At 42.3% G+C, this 23,614-nt stretch carries 18 protein-coding genes; 6 read left to right on the top strand and 12 right to left on the bottom strand.

Going from position 1 to position 23,614, the window contains the following annotated elements:
• Positions 1-87 precede the first annotated feature (87 nt).
• Entirely contained in the window at positions 88-864 is a 777-nt protein-coding gene (locus tag OFN67_RS01800; RefSeq protein ID WP_270867953.1) for a transporter substrate-binding domain-containing protein, read from the top strand.
• A gap of 1,047 nt (positions 865-1,911) precedes the next feature.
• On the opposite strand, the gene recG is transcribed toward OFN67_RS01800, so the two are convergent.
• From recG to OFN67_RS01775, 5 genes are read right to left on the bottom strand one after another with little or no spacing between them, the layout of a single operon-like run.
• On the bottom strand, positions 1,912-3,750 hold the full coding sequence (gene recG / locus OFN67_RS01795; RefSeq protein WP_270867952.1) for an ATP-dependent DNA helicase RecG: 1,839 nt from the start codon (positions 3,748-3,750) through the stop codon (positions 1,912-1,914).
• Positions 3,747-5,009, bottom strand: coding sequence for a M16 family metallopeptidase (locus OFN67_RS01790; protein ID WP_270867951.1), 1,263 nt, complete (start codon positions 5,007-5,009; stop codon positions 3,747-3,749). The genes recG and OFN67_RS01790 overlap by 4 nt, the downstream gene beginning before the upstream one ends.
• Positions 5,006-6,055: a dehypoxanthine futalosine cyclase gene (locus OFN67_RS01785; RefSeq protein ID WP_270867950.1), complete on the bottom strand. Its 1,050-nt coding sequence runs from the start codon at positions 6,053-6,055 to the stop codon at positions 5,006-5,008. The genes OFN67_RS01790 and OFN67_RS01785 overlap by 4 nt, the downstream gene beginning before the upstream one ends.
• A 19-nt stretch (positions 6,056-6,074) precedes the next feature.
• Positions 6,075-6,473 (bottom strand): NfeD family protein, encoded by a 399-nt coding sequence (locus OFN67_RS01780; protein WP_270867949.1) that lies wholly within the window; start codon positions 6,471-6,473, stop codon positions 6,075-6,077.
• Entirely contained in the window at positions 6,470-7,405 is a 936-nt protein-coding gene (locus OFN67_RS01775) for an SPFH domain-containing protein (protein WP_270858837.1), read from the bottom strand. The genes OFN67_RS01780 and OFN67_RS01775 overlap by 4 nt, the downstream gene beginning before the upstream one ends.
• Positions 7,406-7,560: 155 nt before the next feature.
• On the opposite strand from OFN67_RS01775, the gene OFN67_RS01770 reads away from it, so the two are divergent.
• The gene (locus OFN67_RS01770; RefSeq protein ID WP_270867948.1) at positions 7,561-8,763 is read left to right on the top strand and encodes an MFS transporter; all 1,203 of its coding nucleotides are present in this window, start codon (positions 7,561-7,563) and stop codon (positions 8,761-8,763) included.
• A 667-nt stretch (positions 8,764-9,430) separates the two neighbouring features.
• On the opposite strand, the gene sdhE is transcribed toward OFN67_RS01770, so the two are convergent.
• The 3 genes from sdhE to OFN67_RS01755 are packed head-to-tail and all read right to left on the bottom strand — an operon-like array spanning position 9,431 to position 13,130.
• Positions 9,431-10,288: an 8-methylmenaquinol:fumarate reductase membrane anchor subunit gene (gene sdhE, locus OFN67_RS01765; RefSeq protein WP_270867947.1), complete on the bottom strand. Its 858-nt coding sequence runs from the start codon at positions 10,286-10,288 to the stop codon at positions 9,431-9,433.
• A gap of 11 nt (positions 10,289-10,299) precedes the next feature.
• On the bottom strand, positions 10,300-11,271 hold the full coding sequence (locus tag OFN67_RS01760) for a succinate dehydrogenase/fumarate reductase iron-sulfur subunit (protein WP_270867946.1): 972 nt from the start codon (positions 11,269-11,271) through the stop codon (positions 10,300-10,302).
• The gene (locus tag OFN67_RS01755) at positions 11,271-13,130 is read right to left on the bottom strand and encodes an FAD-dependent oxidoreductase (protein ID WP_270867945.1); all 1,860 of its coding nucleotides are present in this window, start codon (positions 13,128-13,130) and stop codon (positions 11,271-11,273) included. Before OFN67_RS01755 ends, OFN67_RS01760 begins: the two co-directional genes overlap by 1 nt.
• A 138-nt stretch (positions 13,131-13,268) precedes the next feature.
• Here OFN67_RS01755 and OFN67_RS01750 point away from each other — a divergent pair, with 138 nt between their 5' ends.
• A complete protein-coding gene (locus OFN67_RS01750; RefSeq protein WP_270867944.1) occupies positions 13,269-14,174 on the top strand; it encodes a LysR family transcriptional regulator in 906 nt (301 codons plus the stop codon).
• Positions 14,175-14,712: 538 nt separating this feature from the next.
• On the opposite strand, the gene OFN67_RS01745 is transcribed toward OFN67_RS01750, so the two are convergent.
• The 4 genes from OFN67_RS01745 to murJ form a co-directional block, all read right to left on the bottom strand.
• A complete protein-coding gene (locus OFN67_RS01745; protein ID WP_270867943.1) occupies positions 14,713-15,864 on the bottom strand; it encodes an MFS transporter in 1,152 nt (383 codons plus the stop codon).
• Between the two features lie 388 nt (positions 15,865-16,252).
• Positions 16,253-17,968 (bottom strand): ABC transporter ATP-binding protein, encoded by a 1,716-nt coding sequence (locus tag OFN67_RS01740; RefSeq protein ID WP_270867942.1) that lies wholly within the window; start codon positions 17,966-17,968, stop codon positions 16,253-16,255.
• 19 nt (positions 17,969-17,987) lie between these two features.
• Complete coding sequence (gene cysS / locus OFN67_RS01735; RefSeq protein WP_270867941.1) at positions 17,988-19,391, bottom strand: cysteine--tRNA ligase; 1,404 nt, start codon at positions 19,389-19,391, stop codon at positions 17,988-17,990.
• Complete coding sequence (gene murJ, locus OFN67_RS01730) at positions 19,378-20,775, bottom strand: murein biosynthesis integral membrane protein MurJ (RefSeq protein ID WP_270867940.1); 1,398 nt, start codon at positions 20,773-20,775, stop codon at positions 19,378-19,380. The genes cysS and murJ overlap by 14 nt, the downstream gene beginning before the upstream one ends.
• A gap of 81 nt (positions 20,776-20,856) precedes the next feature.
• On the opposite strand from murJ, the gene OFN67_RS01725 reads away from it, so the two are divergent.
• The 3 genes from OFN67_RS01725 to OFN67_RS01715 are packed head-to-tail and all read left to right on the top strand — an operon-like array spanning position 20,857 to position 23,612.
• Positions 20,857-21,960 (top strand): MlaE family ABC transporter permease, encoded by a 1,104-nt coding sequence (locus OFN67_RS01725; RefSeq protein WP_270867939.1) that lies wholly within the window; start codon positions 20,857-20,859, stop codon positions 21,958-21,960.
• Positions 21,957-22,697 carry an ABC transporter ATP-binding protein gene (locus tag OFN67_RS01720; RefSeq protein WP_270866320.1) on the top strand — a complete coding sequence of 247 codons (741 nt, stop codon included), beginning with the start codon at positions 21,957-21,959 and terminating at the stop codon, positions 22,695-22,697. The genes OFN67_RS01725 and OFN67_RS01720 overlap by 4 nt, the downstream gene beginning before the upstream one ends.
• Before the next feature lie 9 nt (positions 22,698-22,706).
• Entirely contained in the window at positions 22,707-23,612 is a 906-nt protein-coding gene (locus OFN67_RS01715; protein ID WP_270867938.1) for an MlaD family protein, read from the top strand.
• The last annotated feature ends 2 nt before the right edge of the window (positions 23,613-23,614 follow it).

Here is a 23,614-nt window from a genome sequence, read left to right as displayed (position 1 = left end):
TATTTACTTTTTTTAGGTATTTTTCGGTTTTATTTTTAAGGAGTTAAAATGAAAAAGTTTTTAGGTCTTTTGGCATTAGCAGGCGCAGTGACTTTTTCTGGTGCTAACACACTAGAACAAATCAAAGCGAGCAATACGCTAAGAATTGGTGTAGGTGAGCACGATGCTCCAATGAGTTCTATTTCAAAAAGTGGCAAATTTCAAGGTTTTGAAATTGAGTTGGCGAAAGAACTAGCAAAAGCCATTTTAGGTGACGGCGGTAAGGTAGAATTTGTCGCTGTTAAAGATGCTGAGCGTATGGACGCAGTAACTCAAAACAGAGTTGATTTGCTAATCCACAATTATTCAAGAACACCTGAGCGCGAGAAATCAATGGACTTTTCTATGCCTTATCTTTCAACAACGGATGCTGTTGTTACTAAAAAAGATTTAGGTGTCCAAAGACTAAGCGATTTAAGAGGTAGAAGAGTTCTAGTTGTTCCAGGCACATCAGCTGAAGTCGCTCTTAACAAAGAACCACAAATCCAACAAGTCCCTTGCTCTACATCAAAAGAGTGCTTGGATAAGCTAAGAGCTGGCGAAGCTGACGGCTATGCTAGAAAAATCACAGCAATCGCTACTATTCCTTTTGTTGATGATAGATTCGAGCTTGCTATCAAACGCGTAGGAGCTATCGCTTTCAACTGCGTAGGCACTCAAAAAGGCAACCGCGATTTAATGGAAATCGTAGATAGCAAAATCCTATCTCTATCACAAGAAGGCTTCTTTGCTGATATGTATGAGCAAACTTTCGAGCTATTCTATCGTGGTGAGCTAGAAGAGAAAATGTTCGTTCTAGATGATATTTATGAAGCATTACTATAATTAGTGCTTTTTGATACTATACTTGGGCGCCTTTTTTAAGGCGCCTTTTTTTATGGCTAAAAATTTTATCTATCCAATCTGCCATTGCGAGAAAACTAAGTTTTTTGAGGCAATTCAGAAAAATTCTTTAATCTCTAATTTGTCATTGCGAGCGAGTGTAACGAGCGTGGCAATCTACGAGCATAAATAATCCAAACGCAAATTTCGTGTCATTGCGAGAAAACGAAGTTTTCGAAGCAAAACAAGCGTAGCGGTGGCGTGCGAAGCTGGGCAGGTTTGGACGAGCCATAGGCGAAGTCAATCCAGTAAAATTTAAAGAGAATTTCAAAATTTAAAATTTTACGCCTTTTATTGTCATTGCGAGGCGACGCAGTCGCCGTGGCAATCTACGAGCTAAAATTACCAAAACGCTATAATCCGTGTCATTGCGATAAAACGAAGTTTTCGAAGCAATCCAGTAAAATTTAGAGAGAATTTCAAAATTAATCAAAATTTATCTGAATTTCCCTGGATTGCAACGCTGGGCTCGCAATGACAGCAAAAACACGCACTTTGAATTTTAAAGTCGTAGATTGCTTCGTCGCTGTTTCACAGCTCCTCGCAATGACAAAAACAACACTTCGTCGCTTTGCTTCGCTCGCAATGACAAAAAAATATGTCATTGCGAGAAAACGAAGTTTTCGAAGCAATCCAGTAAATTTTAGATAAAATTTCAATTTATCAAAATTTATCTGAATTTCCCTGGATTGCTTCGCTATGCTCGCAATGACAATAGCGGGCGAATTTTGCATAATTTGTCATTGCGAGAAACGGCGTAAGCCGTTTCGTGGCAATCTACGAGTGAAAAATTTAAGGTCAGTGTTTTTGCAAATTTATTGTTAGGAATTTTAAACTCGTAGATTGCTTCGTCGCTGTTTCACAGCTCCTCGCAATGACAAAATCGGGGCAGTATTGAAAAACTTGCGGTAGCGGAAATCTCGCAATGACAAATTAGGGCGATTTTACTCCATTAGCTCGCAATGACAATATCGGGCAAATTTGGCGATTTTAAAATTTAATCTCGCTACTTGTTTGCGTATCGGCGAAATTTTGCGCTCTGCTTTTGGCTCGTTCGGTTATATCTTCTTCATAATCATACCACGAAAATGTCGCTCCATGCTGAACCGAGCCATCGAGCAAATCCCCGCCTTGGCGGTTTTTCAGATCAATTCCTGCGACCTTAAATCCATCTAGCGTTTGCGCGAATTCTTTTAGCCTTTCTGGCGCTTGCTTTAATTTCGTGTAGAGATAGCACCAGCCCTCGCCGCCGTTTCGCCCCACGCGACCGCGCAATTGGTGAAGCGAGGCTAGCCCCATGCGCTCGGCTCCGACGATTAAGATTATGCTAAGTCTTGGTAGCGAAATGCCCACTTCCACGACGGTTGTGGTGATTAGCAGTGAGCCATTGTCGCGGAATTTCAGCAAAATTTCCTCCTTTTCCTTGTCGCGCCCGTGTGTAACATATACGCCAGAGAATTTCGCCTGCCAAAACGGCGCGGCTTCCTCGACGCTTTGGTAAATCAGCTTTTCGGATTGTTCGACGAGCGGATAGACGATGATTGCTTGATTTCCTTTGTCGATTTCGCGCTTTAAATGGCTCATAAAGCCCTCAAATCCTGCGTTTTGTAAGATTAGCGTGTGGATATGCTTTTTGTAAGGCATTTGCTTTAAAAAGCTAAAATTTACAAGCTCGGATTGGATTAGCGAGAGTGTGCGCGGGATCGGCGTGGCGCTAAATTGCACGAAGTGCGCGCGATACTCGCCATACTGGGTGAGGGCATTGATTTTTTCGCGCTGATTTGAGCCGAAGCGGTGCTGTTCATCGACCATGATGAGATTTGATGGCGTCAAATCATGATAGAGCAGGGCGTGCGTGCCGATGACTAGGTTCGCGCCCTCTAAATTTAGCGATTTCTCGCCACCTTTGACCTCCAAAATATTCATAAACTCTGGCAAAAGTCGCACCGCTTCTGCGTAAATTTGATCGGCTAAAATCGAGGTTGGCACCATTAAATAGCTGGTGCGCGGATAGTTTAGCAAGGCTGCGCCAAGGATTATTAGCGTCTTGCCCGAACCCACATCGCCCATTACCACTCTGCGCTTTGCAAGCGGGCTAGATAGGTCGGCTCTGATATCATCAAGTGCCTTTATTTGGTCGTTTGTGGGGGTAAAAGGTAGGGTGCTAAGCCACGAGGAAATGTCGTTTAAAGGGTAAATTTGCGCCTTGAAATCCATTTTTTTGGCTTTTAATTTTCTTAAATAATTATAAATTTCAACGAATTTTAAAATTTCAAGCCCGTTTTCGTTTTCTTCTAAATTTTGCACCAAACGCACGCTGTTTTGGTCGTTTTGGTGAATTTGCATTAAAAATTCAGCCTCATTTTCACTAAGCCCCTCATCAAGCAAGGCCTGCTTGGAAATGTAGCTTGAAATGAGCTTTTGCGTCGCAGCGTCCGTGAGGGCGTTTTTGTATTTGGGGATAATTTCGCCTACTTTGGTGACGATTTTGGGATTTACGAACTGCCACGCGCCGTAAGCGTTGTCGCTTTTGCCGTGGATAAACATCTGCTTGCCGATTTTAAAGACGCTGTGGTGCCAGCTTTTGGCGTTGAAGATGACGATTTTGATCTCGCACTCCCAGCTTAGGCAAAATGCACTGATGATGAGCATGCCATTGGCGCGACGGCTAGCGGTTTTGCACTCGATCAAAACCGTGTTTTCACCGGTGTTTGGCTCATCTTTGACGCTTAAATCATCATAGCTTTTTGGAAGTGCCAAGGCTAAATCAAGCAGTGAAAAAACGCCGATTTTAGCGAGCGTTGCGCTGTCTTTGGGGCTAAATTTCATAATTTAAAATTTGACTTTGCGACTTCTGAGCAAACCACGCAAAAGCTTAAATTCAAAATTTCAGCGTGCGAGGCGATAAATTCATTTAGCGTGCGCAAATCTAGGTTTTTTGTGCGCTCTAAATTTCGCTCAAACTCGCCAAATTCGAAGCCTTGATAGTATTCGTTGGCGCTGATATTTGCGCGCTTAAACATAGTCTCTTTTTGCAAAACTGCGCTTCCTAGGATAAATTTTTTCGCACTTTCTAGCTCGCTCTCGCTGACACCGTTTTGGACGAAATTTGCGATTTCGGATTTGATTAGCTCGTAGGCTTTGGCTAAATTTTCGTTTTTGGTCTGCAAAAATCCCCAAAAATCGCGCTTAGACAGGTCGAAATTCGCTCTGGCATACACAGAGTATGCAAGTCCGTGTTTGACGCGGATGTTTTCCATGAGGCGTGAGCCAAATCCGCTCGAACCAAGGATAAAAAGCGCCACATTTGCGATATATTTTTCTGCAATCTCGGCGTAAAATGGCGCGCCAAAATAGATATAGGCTTGCTCGCTTTTTTGGGCGATGATTTGAGATTTTGGCGTAGAATTTGTCACAAAAACGGGTAGTTCACGCGCGCTTGTGGCGGCGAAATTTTCTAAAATTTTGGTTATATTTTTGCGCACAAGGCTAGCCTCATCGCTTGTGCCCTGCGCGTCGCCCACTACGAGGACATAGGCGTTTGCAAGATCAAGCGAGGCGAAAAATTCCTTGACATTGTCAAGGCTGATTTGCGCGATACTATCCTCGTCGCCGATTAGTGGGGAGGCTAGTTTGGTGCCCGAATAAAGGCAGTTTTGCAAGCCTTGGGTTGCGATATAGTCAAATTCGCTCTTTAAAATATCGATTTCGCCTAAAATTTGGGTTTTGATTTTATCTAAAATTTCATCTGTGAAATTTGGCTCTTTTAGCAAATTATCCAGCATTTCTAGGGCAAATTCGAAGTGTTCTTTGAGCGAATTTACCTCGATTACGAAGGTCTCAAACCCTGCGTCGATATCGAAATTTATCGCATAGATATCGAGCTTTTCGTAAAATTTATTTACACCTAGGCTCTTTGTGCCCTCATTTAGCATTTTTGCGGTGAGTTTGGCTAGGCCATTTATCTTTTCGCTCACTGCGCCACTAGCTTTGAAAACGAGCTTAAAACTCGCCACTGGCAGGGAATTTTCGATTTGTGTGAGAAAATCTACTTTGGTGTTTTTTGCTAAAATTTCGCTTTTTATCATTTATAAATCTCCAAAATATCATAGTTTGTGTTGCGTTTAGCCGGGATTTCGCCGATGTCTTTGATTAAGCTTATCATTTCGTTTTGGCTCATGCGAAATGACACACCGGCGGCTTTTACGACATTTTCTTCCATCATCGTTGAACCCAAATCATTTGCGCCAAATTTAAGTGCGAGTTGCCCTATGTAGCTGCCTTGCGTAACCCACGAGCTTTGGATATTTTTAAAATTATCCAAAAATAGCCTTGCCACAGCTAAAAGCCTTAAATAGCGATTTGAGCTTGTTTTTTTGATTTCTGGGTATTCGGCGATTAGTTTTGTGTTTGCAGACTGAAAACTCCATGATATAAAAGCTCTAAATCCGCCCGTAATATCTTGCAGATTTCGCAGTTTTTCCCAGTGTTCGATGATTTCTTCGTCAGTTTCTACTGTGCCAAACATCATCGTGGCTGTGGTTTTCATACCGATTTCGTGAGCGGCTTTATGCACGCCTAGCCAAGTATCTGCGCCGATTTTTTTAGGCGAGATTATATCTCTAACTCTATCGCTTAAAATCTCAGCCCCAGCACCTGGAATGCTGTAAAGTCCCTTTGCTTGAAGCCTTTGTAGGACTTCTTTGTGCGTTAAATTTGAAATCTTTGCGATATAATCAATCTCGATTGCAGAAAAGCCGTGAATTGTGATTTGTGGGTATTTTTGCGCTATGTGAGCGACTAAATTTTCATACCAATCGATTTTTAGTTTCGGATGAACGCCGCCTTGGAAAAGGATTTGCGTCCCGCCGATTGCGATTAGCTCATCGATTTTCGCGTCGATTTCATCGAAGCTCAAAATATAGGCGTCTTTTTCATTGATTTTACGACAAAACGCGCAAAATTTGCAATCCACAAAGCAGATATTTGTGTAGTTAATGTTGCGATCGACTACAAAAGTCGTGATTTTTTCTGGGTGAAGCTCTAATTTTTTTTCATACGCCATAGCCCCAAGCTCGTGAAGTGGGGCGTTTTTTATCAAATTTAATGCCTGTGTTTTAGTAATTCTACTCAAATTTAACCTTCTTTTTGATTTATTTTTCTAGTATGATTTGTCCGTCTTTGACGCCACGCACGCGCACTTTCGTGCCTTCTGCCATGTTTTTTATCTCATCGCTTTGCCATAGCGTGCCCTTGAAATAGACCATGCCCTCTTTGACATAGCCCTCGCCACTCTCGTCTAAGAAATTGTCTTTAATCTCCTCGGTTGGCTTGAAAAATTTTGATTTTAGTGGCTTTTTTAGGGCGAGCAAAAGCGCGAAAGATAGCACGAAAGAGGCTAGGATTTGCACCTCCCATGATAGCGGAAGCGCGAAGCTAAATAGCCCCACGATCAAAAATCCTGCGCCAAAAAACACAAAGGTGAAATCAAGCACCAAAAGCTCGATAATCACCAAAATAACGCCAATTATGATAAAAATAAGTGGGCTCATTGATTGTTTTCCGTGATTAAATTTTTATCCCCAGCCTTGCCTAAAAATTCGCTTAGCACAGAGAGCGAGCCGATGATTTCGCTGGTTTCATACGGTATGATGACCTTGTCCTTGCTTGCGCTTTTTGCTAGCTCGTTAAAGGCATTTACGCGACTTTGCGCGAGCAGGTATTCAGCGGCGAATTTCGACGCAGCCATAGCCATATTGATATTATCCATAGCGTGTTTTTGACCCACTGCTAGGGCGATTTGCTCGTATTTTTTCGCGTCTGCCATGCGCTCGATAGCCTCAGCTTCTAGCACTTTTTCTTGTTTTTGCGCTTCGGCTGTGCGAATTAGAGCGGCTTTTTCGGCTTCGGCTTTTAGCTCGATTGCCCGTTTTTCGCGCTCGGCTTTCATTTGCATATTCATCGCATCTTCTATGCCTTTTGGGACTGAAATTTCTGAAATTTCGACACGCATGATTTTTACGCCCCAGTTATCGGCTGCATCGCCAAGGGCGACTTGGAGTTTTGAGTTTAACTGATCGCGGCTTGATAGGGTCTGATCTAGGCTCATTTCGCCGATTGCTGAACGAAGTGTAGTCATAGCCAAATTTGATATTGCTTTGCGATAATCCTCGACATTATAAAGCGCCATTTTGCCATTTACGATTTTCAAAAATACGATTCCATCGACCATTATATTGACATTGTCTTTGGTGATGACTTGCTGTTTTGTGATATCTACTAGCTGTTCGCGAACGCTCATTTTAGCGCGCACGCTGTCAAAAAACGGCACAATTACATGAAATCCGCCGTCTAAAACCTTGTGAAATTTACCAAGTCGCTCGATAATCATAATCTCAGATTGCGATACGATTTTGACACCAAGCTTCAAAACCAGCGCGATTAGCGCACAAATCACCACAACGGTAGCTGCGAAACCTTCCATTTTTTCTCCTAAAATTTCTAAAATTTAAATTTGGCGATTATAGCAAGTTAATGTTTAATACTAAATTTAAGATTTTTGGTAGTTTTATTTAACAAATCCAAAACACATAATTAAGCCAAATTTGGCTAAAATGCGAGGTTTTTTGAAAGGCAAAAATGGTTAGATATTATATTTTACTTCGCAATTTTCGCAACTATCGCTTACTATTTAGCGCGGGATTTATCTGCATGTTTGGCGTGTGGTTTTCGATCGTAGGTATCGCTACGCTACTGATCGAGCTGGGCGCGCCTGTGTGGGCGATCACCGCTGTGGGCGTGGTGTCGTTTATACCAAATATATTTTTAGCCCCGATTAATGGCATTATCGTGGATAAATTTCGCCCAAAACCCCTAATGGTGAGCATGTTCGCCATAGAGATTGCGACGATTTTCATGCTGATTTTTATCAATGATTTGGCGTATTTGTGGCTACTTTTGGGTATCGTCGTGGTGCGAAGCGTGGCTGGGACGCTCTTTTATCAAACCGAGTCTTCGACCCTGCCGAAATTTCTACCAAAGCCGTATTTGAAGCTAGCAAATGAGCTAACTAGCATTAGCTGGACGATTACTTATACCCTTGGTATGGCGCTAGCTGGGGTGTTTATACACTATTTTGGGGTTAGAGCGGCGTTTATTTTGGATTTTTGTTTGTATGTTTTTTCGTTTTTTATCCTAATTCGCCTAAATTTTAAAGATATTGCAGGAAGTAGCACGCAAGGCGCGATAAAAATGCTAAAAGAGGGCTTTGCTTACATACGCTCGCGCCCTTTGGTGGTGCATTTAATCGTAATTCACGCCTTTGTGGCGGTTACGACTTATGATAATCTCATCGCGCTATTAGCCAAATTTGAATACAAGGAAATCCTAAGCGCGTCGCTGGTGATTGGGCTGATGAATATGGCGCGCTCAGCCGCGGCGTTTTTTGGGCAGATGTGGCTGACGCGAATTGTAAATTTGAAGCGGTATTTTTGGCTTTTGCTAGGGCAGGGCGGTGGAATCATGCTTTGGGCGGCGTTGGAGTTTAATTACTGGCTTTCGTTTATCGGTATCGTGATGGCTGGATTTTTTATCACGACGGTGTGGTCGTATTCTTTCACGCAACTCCAAAGCCATGTCGATAGGGAGTTTTTCGGGCGGGTGATTGCGTATAACGATATGGCGTATTTCATCGTCGCAACTCTGACCTCAGCGGCTATCGGTGCGCTGTATTCGCTAGGGCTGGCGCTGTGGCAGATAACATTTCTAATGGGATTTATGTTTATAATCGCTGCGGTGTATTATAAATTTATCGTGTATGATAGGTATCTAAGCAAGGAGTGAGGTTTGGCGTAAAATTTACTAATTTTGCTGTCATTGCGAGCGAGTGTAATGAGCGTGGCAATACAGGGAAATTTATAGAGAATTTATTAAAATTTATTTGAATTTCCCTGGATTGCTTTGTCGCTGTTAAAACAGCTCCTCGCAATGACAGCAAATTTGCAAATTTGGAATTTTATACTCGTAGATTGCTTCGCTTCGCTCGCAATGACAATAGCGAGCAAATTTGCCTAATTTGTCATTGCGAGACCACGAAGTGGTCGAAGCAATCTACGAGTATAAATAATCCAAACGCAAATTTCGTGTCATTGCGAGCTTTCGCAGAAAGCGAAGCAATCCAGTAAAATTTAAATTCAAAATTCTACTTAAATTTTGCAAAAACACTGACCTTAAATTTTGAAGTCGTAGATTGCCACGAATTTTGCTACGCAAAATTCTCGCAATGATAGATTATGCAAATTTTGCTTGCAATGACAATAAAAAACATTTTTCGCAATGCGGGTTGTAAGCATTGCGAGAAAAAGTAAATTGAAAGGAAGGATACTTTGAACTCTCCCGCGTTAGCGGGAGGTTGCCAAAATTTATCAAATTTTAAATTTTGGCAAAATTCAGGGTGAAATTTAGCCAAATTCAGGGCAAATTTTAGTCAAATTCGCCCCAAATTTCACATTTACGACACTAATTTTGTCGCGTCTTGGATATTTATATCAAGACCAAGCTCTTTATCGCTAAGTCCGAGTGCAAGGCCAACAAGCTGAGATAGGTGGATAATCGGCTTGCGGATTTTGCTACCTTGCGCGTCTTGATAGCGGTCTTGGTAGATATCAAGCTGCATTTGACACAATGGACATGGGGTTACCACGACATCTGCGCCGTTTTTATCGGCGTCGCCGACGATCTCGCTAGACATTTTTTGCACTGATTTTACCGCTGGATAGCTAGCGTGGAAACCGCAGCAATCAAGCCTTTTTTCAAATGGCACGATTGTAGCTCCAAGCGCACTAACTACGGCTTCAAAGCTTTTTGGGTTTGTTGAGCTCTCTTTTTTAAGCACTCGCTCTGGGCGCAAGCTGTGGCAACCATAAAAAAGCGCTACTTTTAGCCCAGAAAGCGGTTTTTTCACCTTTGATTTGAGATTGTCTAAATCCTGATAAAGCTCCCAAAGCAGGCTTGTAACTTCGACCGAGCCTTTATACTCCATATTTCCGACTTTCAAAAACTCGTTTATGCGGTTTTTTGCCCCCATATCTAGGGATTGTTTTGCCTTGCTTAGGGTTAGCATACATGTCGAGCAAGTAGTTAGCACTGGCATATTCATACCCTCTGCAAGGGCTAAATTTCGCGCATTTGCTACGAGTGCGGCTTCTGGATCGACGCATTGTGCCTGAGAGGCACCACAGCAACTCCAACCCTTAATCTCATTTAGTTTGTATCCTAAAATCGGCGCGATTGCTTCGATTGAAATTTTTGACTCTTTTGCTGCTTGGCTTAAAACACAGCCTGGGAAAAATGCAAATTCTTTACTCATAATTTATCCTTTTATTTGCTTTTGTTTTGCGCCGCGCGTGCAGCTTCTACCATTTTGACTAAATCGTCGTGTCCTTCGATTTTTTCGCCACCAAAGACATGGAGTGGATTCATCTTGCCAGCCATCATCAAATCCACTGCAATACCTGTTTTGCCGACATTGCCCCAAATGCTTTCTGAGCGAAGGGCGAGTTTGATTTCATTTAAGCGTCCGTCGCCTTCGACCATATCGAGTAAAAAGGCTTCTGCGTGTCCTGGTCCGCTGACATCTGTCATTACATTTTTTTGCATTGACATAGCTCTTAGCATTGAGATATCTTGCCATGCGCTGATTCCCTTCGGACATCTATCCATACACTCTTGGCAATGCACGCAGTTCCAAAGGCCGTTTGTAATGGCTGGTTTTAGGTGATCGAGTGGTTTAGACTCGCGTGAATCGTAAGCCGAGCGAAACGCATGGACAAAGACAAATGGTTGCATATAATCGCTTGCGTCCGCGCCTAGTTTGTTACACTCTGACGCACAGCACCCGCATAAAATGCAGTCCCAGGATTTTTTGATGAAATTTATCTGCTCTTGGGATTGCTCGACACCTTTTTGGCTGTTGTATTCGCTGCCCGGGTTGATTCCTGGGCGAACCTTGCGCAAATTATCAATGCTAGGCTCCCAATCTACTACTAAATCATTAATAACCGTAAAATTTGCAAGTGGCGAAATTCTAAACTCATCTGCGTTGTCGTATTCTTCGAGCAACTCTGTCATTTTGGTATCACACGCTAGATACGCATGGCCATTTACTCTTACACCACAAGCGCCACATATCGCCATACGGCACGCTGCTGTGAAATTTAGCGTAATGTCTAAATTTTGTTTAATGTATTGAAGTAGCATTAAAAGCGTCATTTCTTTGGCTTTTTCGTTATCTACTTCGTAAGTGCTTACATATTTTTTAGTGCCGTCAAATCTATAAATGATAACTTTCATTAGTATTTCCTTTCTTGTGGTTGAAATTTAGTTATTCTAACCTCGGTGTAATCAACTTGCGGTTCGCCGTCTTGTAGCGTAACTAATGTGTGTTTTAAGAAATTCGCGTCATCTCGTTTAGGGAAATCCTCTCTGGTGTGCGCCCCACGGCTCTCTTCGCGTCTTAGAGCGCCGATACAAGCACATCTTGCAAGTGTGATTAGGTTGCCAAGCTCTAAATAATCAATAAGCGCTGTGTTGAATTTCAAATTTGGGTTTGCGATTTTTAAATTTGCGTGGCGTTTTTGGAATTCTTTCAAATCCTCAACATGTTTTTCTAGTTTTTCGCCAGTTCTGAAAATTCCCATATTATCCCAGTTTGCTTTGCCAAATTCTTCTCTTAGCGCATATAATTCGTTTGCGTCGCCATTTCCGCTAGTGATATCTTTGATTTTTTCTCGCCAAGCGTTTGCGATTTCTTGCGCTCTTTTGCCTGAGCCAAATGTAGGATTAGCATCTGCATACGCTGCTGCGCCCTCGCCACCGATTTTGCCAGTTACGGCTGCGTCTGTTAGACTGTTGCCGCCTAGGCGATTTGCGCCGTGAATCGAAGCACAACTTGTCTCGCCCACAGCGAAAAGTCCTGGCATTTGAGTGCTCATTACTTTATAATCAGCGGTTTCGATTCCACCCATTGAGTAGTGCGCGGTTGGGCGAATTTTGATTGGTTCTTTTACCAAGTCCATGTTTTCAAAAAGCATGCCGACATGGCGAATTTGCGGTAGTTCGTTCATAATCTTTTCTTCGCCTAGGAAGGATACATCTAGCAATACATACGCGCCCATACCCTCGCCAAATGCTCTACCTTCACGGATTTCTGTCTCAATTGAACGCGCTACGATATCGCGTGGGGCTAACTCTTTTTTAGCCGAATATCGCTCCATAAATCTCTCACCTTGATTATTTAGCAAAATTCCGCCTAATCCACGGGCTGCTTCTGTGATTAGCGCGCCACCGTTTCTAACGCCTGTTGGGTGGAATTGAAGCATTTCAGGATCTTTGAAAGCTAGACCTGCGCGAAGTGCTGCTGCTATGCCATCGCCTGAGGCGTTAAATGGCACAGATGTGCGGTTGAAAAACACCCTAGTATAACCGCCAGTAGCCAAAACTACGGCTTTGGCTAGCACTGGGACTACATCGCCAGTTTTGATATCTAGCAAGACTACGCCCTCGCATTTGCCGTCTTCCACGCTAATGTCTAGTAAATAGTGATCGAGCAAAAATTTTACTCCGCTTGAAATCGCCTGATCTAGGCATGTGTGCATCATACTAGCGCCTGTTTTATCGGCTGCGTAGTTGCAGCGCTCGTATTTCGCGCCACCTGCGAAACGGCGCGCGACTGTGCGATCAGCCATACGGTTAAATGGCATACCTGCGTTGTTTAGTTCGTGGATTGCCTCTGTGGCTTTAATAGCGAAATTTTCGATTGCGTCTTGATCGCCTAGGTAATCGCCACCTTTGATAGTATCAAACATGTGAAGTTCGTGGTTGTCGCCGTGCTCGAAGTCGATAATGCCGTTGATTCCGCCCTCAGCCATACAGGTCGCGTTGCGAGAAGGCATACCTTTATTTACGACGACGACGCCAAGATTTGGGTTTTTCTTGCGGACTGCGACCGCTGCTCTTAGACCTGCGCCACCTGAGCCGATTACCAAAACATCGACGCTTGGTAAGCCATTAGCGTTGCCAAGTGGTTTTGGGTTGCCATTTTCGTCTTTTGGTGCGTCGCTAGCTAGGCCATTGCTTGCCATACCAAGCGCACCAACGCCGATACAGGCAGATTTGATAAAATCGCGTCTGCTGAAATTTTGCTCTTTCATTATCTCTCCTTACAGGGAATTTTAAATCAGTCTTAAAAAATAAAACTAATGAGCGAAATTTAGCCTAATATTTAATATAAGTCAAATATTATTAATGATATAATCTCATAAGATTTTTTATATCACAGGGGGTAGAAAATGAGATTTAGACGCATGGAACTCGTGCTAAAAGTAGCAGAGCTTAGAAGCTTCACCAAAGCCGCAAATGCACTCAAAATCCCGCAACCATCGCTTTCGCAAAGCATATCGGCACTTGAAAAAGAGCTAGGGATTGAGATTTTTAATCGCAAAGAAAATCCCATAGGATTGACCCAAGCAGGTGAAATTTATCTCGAAAAAACAAGGTTGATTTTGGGAATTTTAGATGATTTGCACACTGAAATTTCAAATTTTAACTCTTTAAGAAAAGGCAAAATTTCTCTCGGTTTTTCGCAAAACGGCCATATACTTTTGCCAAATTTGCTTTCAAATTTTGTAAAAAAATACAAAGATATCGACGCCAAAATCACGCAGTATGGCTCGACGCTGAGGATTAGGCAGATGATACTTGATGGCGAATTAGATGTAGGCATGCTGATACTGCCTATCGATACGCAGGGTTTGGAATACACTGAAATTTTGACGCAAAATGTCTATTTGGCTCTGCCTAGCACTCACCCTTTGTCGCTGAAATTTAGGGACGAAAAATACCCAGAGATTTCGATAAATTTGGTAAAAAACGAGAAATTTATCCTACCAACGCAAAATTTGCGCTCACGAAAGGGCTATGATGAGCTGTTTGCGCAGTGTGAGATAGAGCCAAAAATTTTGTGCGAAATCGAAACCTTTGAGATAGCTAATACTATCGTCGCAAACGGCGTGGGAGCGTGCTTTACGATACCGCAAATGATAAAAAGCGATAAGGCAAATTTGATAAAACTTTTTAAAATTTCAGAATTTAGCGAGAAAAAAACTTTGGTTTTGGCTTATAAAAAAGACAAAAAATTAAGCAAAATCGAAAAGGCATTTATCGCTCTTGCCAAAGAGTTAGCGGGTAAAATTTAAAAAATTTTGTCTTTTTGCTGTCATTGCGAGGCGTGATAATGCCGAAGCAATCCAGTAAAATTTAATTTCTAAATTCTACTTAAATTTTGCAAAAACACTGACCTTAAATTTTAAATTCGTAGATTGCCACGAATTTTGCTACGCAAAATTCTCGCAATGACAGATTATACAAATTTTGCCTAATTTGTCATTGCGAGGAGCGAAGCGACGAAGCAATCTACGAGTAAAAAATTTTCTAAATGTAAATTTGCTGTCATTGCGAGCGCGCACCGCGCGCGCGTGGCAATCCAGAAAAATTTAAATTCAAAATTCAACCTAAATTTAGTATTGAATGATTTTTAAAATTTTAAGCAAAATTTTGCTTTTCTCGTAAGTGGGAAGGGAGCCCCAATTGCGAGGTCGCGCCCCTTCCCCCTTACAACCCCCCCCAACCCCTGTAAAACCTTAGAGGTGGCTAAATTTTAAAAAGCGTTGCTTTTTAAAATTTAGCTGATTTTATTTTTACTGAAATGCTTCGCATTTCTCTCGATTGGATTTTTCAAATCTTCGGGGCGATTTCGGGGCGGAAGTATGCGAAAACGAGCAAAAACACCATTGCTACGAAAAACACTGCGCTAAATCCCTCTGCGCCGAAAACTCTCATCGCCCCGCCTATGATTATGGGCGAGAAAAACGATGAGAGCGAATACGAAAATAAAAGCGAGGCCGAGATTTGCACGCGCGAGATTGAGGAGCTGTTTGTAAAGGAATCGTTCGCGCGCGCGATCGCGAGCGAGTATAGCGGAAAAACGCCAAATCCTAGCAAGAAGGCTAGGGCGCATTTGACCTCGAAATTCCCGGTGGCAAATAGCCCCAGTGCCGAGCATGCGCCGATTGCGCACACTAGCATTATCGCTTTGCGCCTGCCGAAAAAATCAGACACAGGGCTGGCAAAAATCTGCGAAATGAAGCCCCCGACCATGGCTAGCCCCATAAACCAGCCCACTTGGCTGACATTTCCACTTCCAAGCACATACACGCTCGCCATTGAAAAAAATCCGTTTATCAAAATCCCGCCGCAAACTGCCGTCGCAAGTGCAAGTGGCGGTAGAACCGAGATTTTTGGCATGCAGATTGTGGCTTTTTGCGCTTTTGCGGGCGGGTTAAAACGCATAAATTTCAAAGGCACTAGCCCAAAAAGTATGAAAAATCCGCTTAGAAAAAAGATTAAATTTGCGCTTAAATTTAGCGCGATTATCCCCACACCCACGGTAAATGCGCCGTAAAATACGATCTCATACACGGCTAGGACGCGTGATCGGATAGAGTTTGTGATTTTGGAGTTGATCCAGCTTTCGATTATCATCAAAAGTGCGTAGTAACAAAACCCAAGCCCGAAGCGAAGTATCGCCCAAAACGCCAAATTTGCGCTGATATCGTGGGCTAGGGCGCACAGCGCGAAAACCACGCTAAAAATATAATACGAGCGCACATGGGCGAAGCGTCCGATAATCGTGGGCGTGAAAAACACGCTAGAAATGGCGCCTAGGAAGAAAAATGATGAGATAATGCCGATGATTAGGTCGCTTTGGCCTCGCATTTTGAGTATAACGCCAGCTGATGATAGGGCTAGCGCGTCCCCGATAAACATAAAAAAAATCGCTAGAAATAGCGCACTTAGCGTCCTTGCCGCACGCAGGCTTTTAAACATAAATATCCTAAAAATTGAAATTCAAGCTGGTATTTTACTCGAATTTTGAAAAATTCAAGGTTAAATTTGCAAAATTTGCGATTGTTTTAGCGTAGCAAGCGAGCGCAAAATTTTTGCAATGACAATAGCGTGGGCGTTGTTTGATTTGTCATTGCGAGGAGCGATAGCGACGAAGCAATCTAAGAATTAGAAATTTATAAACGATAAATTTACAAAAATACTGACCTTAAATTTTAAAGTCGTAGATTGCCACGAATTTTGCTAACGCAAAATTCTCGCAATGACAAATTGGGCGCAAAATTCTTGCAATGACAGTGAATTTATCGCAAGGAATTTTAAATTCTCGCAATGACAAATTGGCGCGAAATTTGGACAAATTTTGCAAAATTTAATCCTTCGCTAGACCCTTTAAAATCCTGTATTCATCGCAATTCGCGCTTAGTGTTTCATCATCGCCCATTGCGATAATCTCGCCGTTTTTGACCACGGCGATTTGGCTGGCGTTTTTGATAGTGGATAGGCGGTGAGCGATGACAATGACGATTTTATCGGCCTTTATCTTTTCGATGACAGATGAGATTTCCTTTTCGCTGGCGTTATCTAGCGCACTCGTGGCTTCGTCGAAAATGAGAATTTGCGGGTTTTTATACAGCGCGCGCGCAATCGCTATACGCTGGCGCTGTCCGCCTGAGAGATTCGCGCCAAACTCGCTTAAAAGCGTGTTTATGCCGTCTTCCATCTTGGCGACAAATTCATAAGCATTGGCAAGGCGCAGTGCATTTATGACGCGCTCTTCGTCAAATTCCGCGCCGTAGCTGACATTTGCAGCGATTGTATCGTTAAAAATATAAATTCGCTGGCTCACAAAGCCGATATTATCCCTCAGGCTTGCGATGTCAAATTCGCTAATCTCATTGCCGTCGAAAAGTATATTTCCGCTTTTGGCGTCGTAGTAGCGCATTATGAGATTTACTACCGAGCTTTTGCCGCCGCCGCTGTTTCCCACAAGGGCTAAAATTTGCCCCTTTTTGACGCTAAAATTTATATCTTTTAGCGCGATTTTTTCATCATAGCTAAGCGAGACATTTTCGAAAGAGAGCGTGGATATATCGCCCATTTTTAGGCTTCCGCCGATGATGGCTGGCTCTAAATCAATTAACTCGAAAGTCCGTTCAGTAGCAGCCGTGGCGTCTTGCATTTTATTATGCAGTGATGAGACCTTTTTTATCGGCGTATAGACCATAAAAAGCGCGGTCAAAAAGCTAAAAAAGCTTCCTATGCTCATTTTGCCCTCGATGACCTCTTTGCCACCTACGATGATAACCACAGCCACGCCAAGTGCGCCAAGCATCTCCATTACGGGGCTTACGAGCGAGTTTGTAATTATTGCCTTTAAATTTAGCTTGAAAAATTTTGAATTTTCTTCCTCGAAGTGTTTTACCTCGAAATTTTGGGCGTTGCTAGCCTTTACGATTTCGATATTTGTAAAAATTTGATTTAGAGCCGATGTGATATCAGAGGTCTTTTCAAGGGACTGGCGCGAGACCTTTTTCATGCGTTTGGCTAGGCGCGATAGCGGATAAATCGCAGCCGGAAAGACCACGAGCGCAAAAAACGAAAGCTTAGGGCTATTGTAAATCACCACGCCAAGAAGCCCAAAAATGGTGATGATTTGCGTCACAAAATCAGGTATCATGTTTGAAACCACCGTGCGGATTCGCTCGATATCGTTCATGGTCCTAGAAATCAGCTCGCCCGTGCTGTGAGTGTTGAAAAATTTTAAATCTAGCCTAATTAGCTTTGATACGAGCAAATCGCGCAGTCTGCGCACGGTATCTTGCCCGATAAATGAAGTGTAGTATGTCTGGATAAATGTGCCGGCACTTTTCATCGCAAACACCGCTATAATCGCAAACGCAAGCGGATAGAGATAGAGGGTGTTTTTCTCGACAAAGATATAATCAAGCACCGGTTTTACCAAATATGCGCTCGCAGATGTCGCAAGCGAGGTCATAATCATACCTAAAAATGCCAGCGCAAACTGGATTTTATAATCAATCAAAAATGGTTTAAATCTTGTCAAAATGGTCTTAAAATCGTTCAAAACTCTTCCTTAAATTTACTTATTGCGCGCTTTTTTCCCAAATCGTGCCATTTGGCGTATCCATAATCTCGATTTTCATCGCTGTAAGTTTGGCGCGAATTTCATCGGCTAGGGCGAAATTTTTCTGCTTTTTAGCTTCGCTTCTTTGCTCGATTAGACGCAAAATTTCGGCTCTTTCATCATCGCTTACGCCAAATTGAAAATAGCTAACCTCGTCCATATAAAGCACGCCAAGGGTATTTTTGACAAATTCTAAATTTGCTAAAATTTGCGCTTTTAGAGCCTTATCTTTTGGGCTTTTATCGAGTGCTTCATTTGCGCAAGACACCATTTCATCGACACAGGCAAGCGCGCCAGATGTGTTTAAATCATCATTTAAAAACTCTAAAATTTTGCCCCTAAATTTGGCTTCAACGCAAGGCAAATTTTGCGCCATATTTACCCTTTTTTTAAGGCGGTAAATTTTATCAAGGCGTTTTTTGCAGGCGAGCAAATCATCGATTGTGTAGTTGAAATTTGCCCTATAATGCGAACTCATCAAATAAAACCTCAAAGCCTCGCCAGGCACGAGGGCTAGGGCGTCTTTGACAAAAAAGCTATTGCCTAGACTTTTGCTCATTTTTTCGTTATTTACCTGCACGAAGCCATTGTGCATCCAGTATTTAGCCAAGGCTCTATGCTCGCTACATCTGCACTGCGCAGCCTCGTTTTCGTGGTGCGGGAAGAGCAAATCAGCCCCGCCAGCGTGGATATCAATGCAAAATTCGGCGTCATGGCTATCTAAATGGGCTAAAATCATCGCCACACACTCGCTATGCCAGCCAGGTCTGCCACGCCCAAATGGCGCCTCAAACCACGCCTCGTCGAATTTCCACAGCGCGAAATCTTTTTCATTTTTTTTCTGCTCGTTTGAAACCACGCGCGCAAACTCGCTGTTTTGATCCTCTGCTTTTTTGCCACTAAGGCTTAAATAATCGCTATCTTTGGTGGTATCAAAGTAAATCCCATCGCCTGAAATTTCATACGCATAGCCCAAATTTAGCAAATTTGAAACAAGGGCGCAAATTTCATTAATATTTTCGGTCGCTTTGGGCGAAATGTCGGCGTCACGGACATTTAGCGCACTCATATCGTCCAAATATCGCTTGGTGTAAAATTCTGTAATCTCGCTTAGAGTTTTTCCGCTCTCGCTCATTTTTTTTAAAATTTTATCGTCGATATCGGTGAAATTTCTAGCAAATTTCACATTTTTGCCCTGCGCTTCTAGCGCGCGCCTAAGCAAATCAAAGCTAATCGCGCTTTTAGCGTGCCCCAAATGCGCGTCATCATACACAGTCGGCCCGCAGACATAAATTTTAATCTCGTCTTCGTTAAGCGGGATAAATTCGACCTTTTTTTTACTTGCAGTATCATAAATTACCATAATATAAACCTTTTAAAACATATAAAATTCCTATTTCAAGCGCGCAAAGCCCTAGAATTAGAAGGATTTTTTTAGCCTTGATTATAGCTAAAAAGTTATTAAATCCAAAAAAATAGAGATTGAAAACAAACAAAAATCCCCCTGTAATCGAGCTAGCAAGCGCCAAACCCACAGCCCCAAATGGTTTAAAGAATAGTGCGCACAAAACTACATTTATAAACACGCACCAAAGCGAAATTTTGGCACTTAGCTTTTGTTTCATGTGCGCATACAGCCAGTGCGAAAAAATGCGCGATAGCCCAAACGGTAGCAGTCCCACCATATATGCTGCCAAAACAGCCGCGCATTGGGCTGTGTTAGTGGCGGTGAAATTTCCGCGCTCAAATAAAATTTTGGTGATTTCGTGCGAGAGCATGATTCCGCCGATTGTAGAAAGCGCCAAAAGTGCCAAAAGCATGTAAAATCCGCGCTCGATTAAATTTAGTGCCTCTTTTTGGTTGTTTGTTTTGATTTGTTTGGTTAGTCGCGGGAAAATCGCCGTGCTAAGCGCGATCGCAAAAAGTGCGAGCGGAAGCTGAAAAATGCGGTTTGCGTAGTATAGATAGCTGATACTTCCGCTGGCTAAAAAGCTAGCAAAAAATGTATCTATAAATGAGCTAAGTTGCAAAGCGCTAGCCCCTACAACCCCGGCAAAAAAGTTGTTATAAAAGCCCTTAGTTTGCGCTTTTGCGCCGTTTTTTAGCCTAGCAAATCCGCCCAATAGCACTCTTAGCATACCGGTAAATTTCAGCGCATACACATGCACCAAAAACTGCAAAAACCCGCCCGCTACGACGCCACAAGATAGATACAAAACGATACTTCGCTCATCTTTGCCGCGAGCCAAAAGCAAGGCAGCAATCATAGCTAAATTTAATAAAGCGGTCGAAAACGCCGTAGTGGCGAAATGATCGCGGTATTGAAGCATAGAGGCAAAAAGCGTAACGATAAAAATAAAAGCTAGATATATGAAATTTATGCGCACAAATGGCGTTGCTAGCGTGATTTGCTCGTCCGAAAAACCATAAGCTAAAATTTTAGTAAAAAACGGCGCGAACACCCACACAACCGCAGTTAAAAACACAATAAAAAGAAAAAATCTAATCAGCACGGAAGCTGCGAAAATCCCCTTTTTTTTCGAAGCGGTAAAATTTGGCAAAAACGCCTGTGTAAAGGCACCCTCGCCAAAAAGTCGTCTAAATAAATTTGGCAGTTTAAACGCCACAAAAAATATATCGCTATACACACCAGCGCCCAAAATTGAAGCCGTCAGCAAATCGCGCACAAAGCCCAAAATGCGAGAAGCTAGCGTTCCGACGCTGTTTGTAAAAAACCCTCTAAACATAATTCCTCGTTAAATTTTATAAAATAAAAAGATAGATTATAATATAATTTCGCCTATTTTTTGATTTTGAAAGAGGATATTTTGCAAAATTTGCCATTTTCGCTCGATACGCAAAACTTCATCAAAACCCTAAAATTTGAGGGTAGCTGGACATATCGAAGCGGAAAAAAACAGCTTGATTTACTTAAAAAAACACTATCAAATTTAGACAATTTCGTAGCAGATTTTACAAATGTCGAAAAGCTGGATTATTTCATGGCTTATAGCATTAAAAATTTAATGCGTGGCAAAAGCGTGGAATTTAGGAGCCAAAATCCAAAAATAGAGAAAATTTTCGAATTTATTAGCGATGAGAGCATAGACCATAATTTTATGCCAAAAGTGCATGGTATGGGGGTTTTGGCTCAAATCGGGCTGTATTTTTGCACAGGCTGGGCTGGGATTGTAAATCTAGCCGCATTTTTGGGGGAGTTTTTTTGCAAGGTATTTTCGCTATTTTTGCACCCGCGCAAATTTCGCCTCAAAGAGACCGTAAATTTTATCAAAGACAACGGCATTGACTCGCTTTTTATCGTGGCTTTGACCGCGTTTTTAATTGGCGTGGTGCTAGCTTACATTGGCGCAGATATGCTATCGCAGTTTGGGGCTAGTATTTATATTATAGATATTATGGGCGCTCTAACCATGCGCGAGATTGCCCCGCTAATCGCAGCGATTGTCATTGCTGGGCGTTCTGCGTCGAGTTTTACGGCGCAAATTGGCGTTATGAAAATCACAGAAGAGATCGACGCGATGAAAACAATGGGCTTTGATCCGTTTTATTTCCTCTCAATGCCACGAATTTTGGCTATGGTGATTTGTATGCCATTTATCATTTTTATCGCAAATTCGATATGTATTTTCGCTCAAATGATAGTTTGCGAGGCGTATTTGGAGATAGGATTTTTGGATTATTTGGATAGATTTAAATCAAATGTCGAAATTCGCCACTTTTTCGCCGGTATGATAAAGGCTCCGTTTTTTGGCGCATTTATCGCAATAATTGGCTGTATGAGAGGCTTTGAGGTCAAGGGAAATACCCAAAGTATCGGTGAATACACCACAATCAGCGTGGTAAATGCGATATTTTGGGTCATCGCCATAGACGCGATTTTTGCGATACTCTTCTCGGAGATTGGGCTGTGAGTGAGATAATAAGCGCAAAAAATGTAACCACAGCGTATGGGACGCGCATAATGCACGATAATGTGAGTTTTAGCGTGAAAAAGGCTGAAATTTACGGCTTTTTGGGCGGAAGTGGAAGTGGAAAAACCACTCTAATGAAAACGCTGATTTACCTAAATCAGCCAAAAAGCGGCGAGATTAAAATTTTTGGCGAGGATATTTGGAGCGTGGGCGAGGATAGACGCAATGAAATTCGCCTAAAATGTGGCGTGATGTTTCAATTCGGCGCGCTGTATAGCTCGATGAATGTGCTAGAAAATGTAGGCGTGCTACTGCGCGAATACTCGAATTTTAGCGACAAAGAGATTAACGAGCTTGCTATGTTTTGGATACAAAAGGTAGGTCTGAAAAAAGAGAGCGCAATGCTAAATCCAAACGAGCTAAGTGGCGGTATGAAAAAGCGTGTCGCGCTCGCTAGGGCATTGGCGTTAAGCCCTGAGATTTTATTTTTAGACGAGCCAAACTCGGGGCTCGATCCGCTTAGCTCACGCGCCCTTGATAGGCTAGTGTGCGAGCTAAGAGATAATCTTGGCGTAACCGTGGTAATGGTAACGCACGATGTGGATAGTATTTTTGATATACTTGATAGATTTTTGATAGTCGATAATAAAAAAATCATCTTCGAAGGGGCTTTGAGCGAAATCGAAAAGCTAGAAAACAACCCGCTTGAAGAGCTATTTAAAATGAGAGCGAAATAGGAGCAAAATTTGGAAAATAGAACCTCATATACAATCGTGGGCGCATTTGTTATGGCGTGTGTGTTTGCGCTTACAGCTTTCGTGTGGTGGATGCTAACTCGCACCGATACTAGGGAGACTTACAGATCGTATTATATCCATACTAAGGAGCTTCCGACTGGAATTCGCGAGAATTCAGATGTCAAATTTATCGGCGTAAATGCTGGAATCATCAAAAAAATAGATTTTGTCGATATCGAAAATGCAATAATCGAAATCGAAGTATCGCTTAAAAGCAAACTCCCTATCTCGCGAGATAGTATCGCCAAGGTCGAAACGCAAGGCATTAGCGGAATTTCGTTTTTAAATATCACAAAGGGAAGTGGCGAGCTATTTAGCGAAAATGAAGAAAAGCCAATCATCGAGCTAGATAAAACCCTGCTCGATAAAATCGGCTCCAAAGCAGAAGTTATCACAGATAGTGTAGGGCAGATGATATTTAAAATCAACTCGCTTTTATCGCAAGATAATATGAAAAAAGTCGATGAAATTTTAACTTCGCTTAACAAATTTAGCGCAGAACTTAGCGATGAGAAGAAATTTAACGAACTAAACGCATTAATGGCGAATTTCAACACCCTAATGACAAATTTAAACGAAAGAGAGCACGAATTAGACGAAATTTTGGATAAATTTAATGCTTTTGCTAGCAGTGCGACGCGCCTTTCAAATTCGCTCGAAAAAACAAGTCAGATTATGGCAAAGCGCGTAGAGCGGGGCGAATACAATCTCAAAGCCATACTAGATCCTACCCTAAACGAGGCCAAAACCACGCTAACCGAGTTTAACAAGGCTTTAAGAGAGTTTCAAGGGGCTATGTTTAGGCTAGAAGAAAATCCGTATGAATTCTTTTTTAGAGATACCAAAAAGGACTGAAA

Origin of the sequence: Campylobacter sp. JMF_11 EL3 (assembly GCF_027736965.1) — a bacterium.
In the GTDB taxonomy this organism is placed as follows: Bacteria; Campylobacterota; Campylobacteria; order Campylobacterales; family Campylobacteraceae; genus Campylobacter_B.
This window is presented reverse-complemented; position numbering and strand designations above follow the sequence as displayed.

Excerpts from the sequence above, each read along its gene's own strand:
- recG (WP_270867952.1), bottom strand. The coding sequence starts at position 3,750 with ATGAAATTTAGCCCCAAAGACAGCGCAACGCTCGCTAAAATCGGCGTT.
- OFN67_RS01790 (WP_270867951.1), bottom strand. The coding sequence starts at position 5,009 with ATGATAAAAAGCGAAATTTTAGCAAAAAACACCAAAGTAGATTTTCTC.
- OFN67_RS01780 (WP_270867949.1), bottom strand. The coding sequence starts at position 6,473 with ATGAGCCCACTTATTTTTATCATAATTGGCGTTATTTTGGTGATTATC.
- OFN67_RS01775 (WP_270858837.1), bottom strand. The coding sequence starts at position 7,405 with ATGGAAGGTTTCGCAGCTACCGTTGTGGTGATTTGTGCGCTAATCGCG.
- OFN67_RS01770 (WP_270867948.1), top strand. The coding sequence starts at position 7,561 with ATGGTTAGATATTATATTTTACTTCGCAATTTTCGCAACTATCGCTTA.
- sdhE (WP_270867947.1), bottom strand. The coding sequence starts at position 10,288 with ATGAGTAAAGAATTTGCATTTTTCCCAGGCTGTGTTTTAAGCCAAGCA.
- OFN67_RS01760 (WP_270867946.1), bottom strand. The coding sequence starts at position 11,271 with ATGAAAGTTATCATTTATAGATTTGACGGCACTAAAAAATATGTAAGC.
- OFN67_RS01755 (WP_270867945.1), bottom strand. The coding sequence starts at position 13,130 with ATGAAAGAGCAAAATTTCAGCAGACGCGATTTTATCAAATCTGCCTGT.
- OFN67_RS01750 (WP_270867944.1), top strand. The coding sequence starts at position 13,269 with ATGAGATTTAGACGCATGGAACTCGTGCTAAAAGTAGCAGAGCTTAGA.
- OFN67_RS01745 (WP_270867943.1), bottom strand. The coding sequence starts at position 15,864 with ATGTTTAAAAGCCTGCGTGCGGCAAGGACGCTAAGTGCGCTATTTCTA.
- cysS (WP_270867941.1), bottom strand. The coding sequence starts at position 19,391 with ATGGTAATTTATGATACTGCAAGTAAAAAAAAGGTCGAATTTATCCCG.
- murJ (WP_270867940.1), bottom strand. The coding sequence starts at position 20,775 with ATGTTTAGAGGGTTTTTTACAAACAGCGTCGGAACGCTAGCTTCTCGC.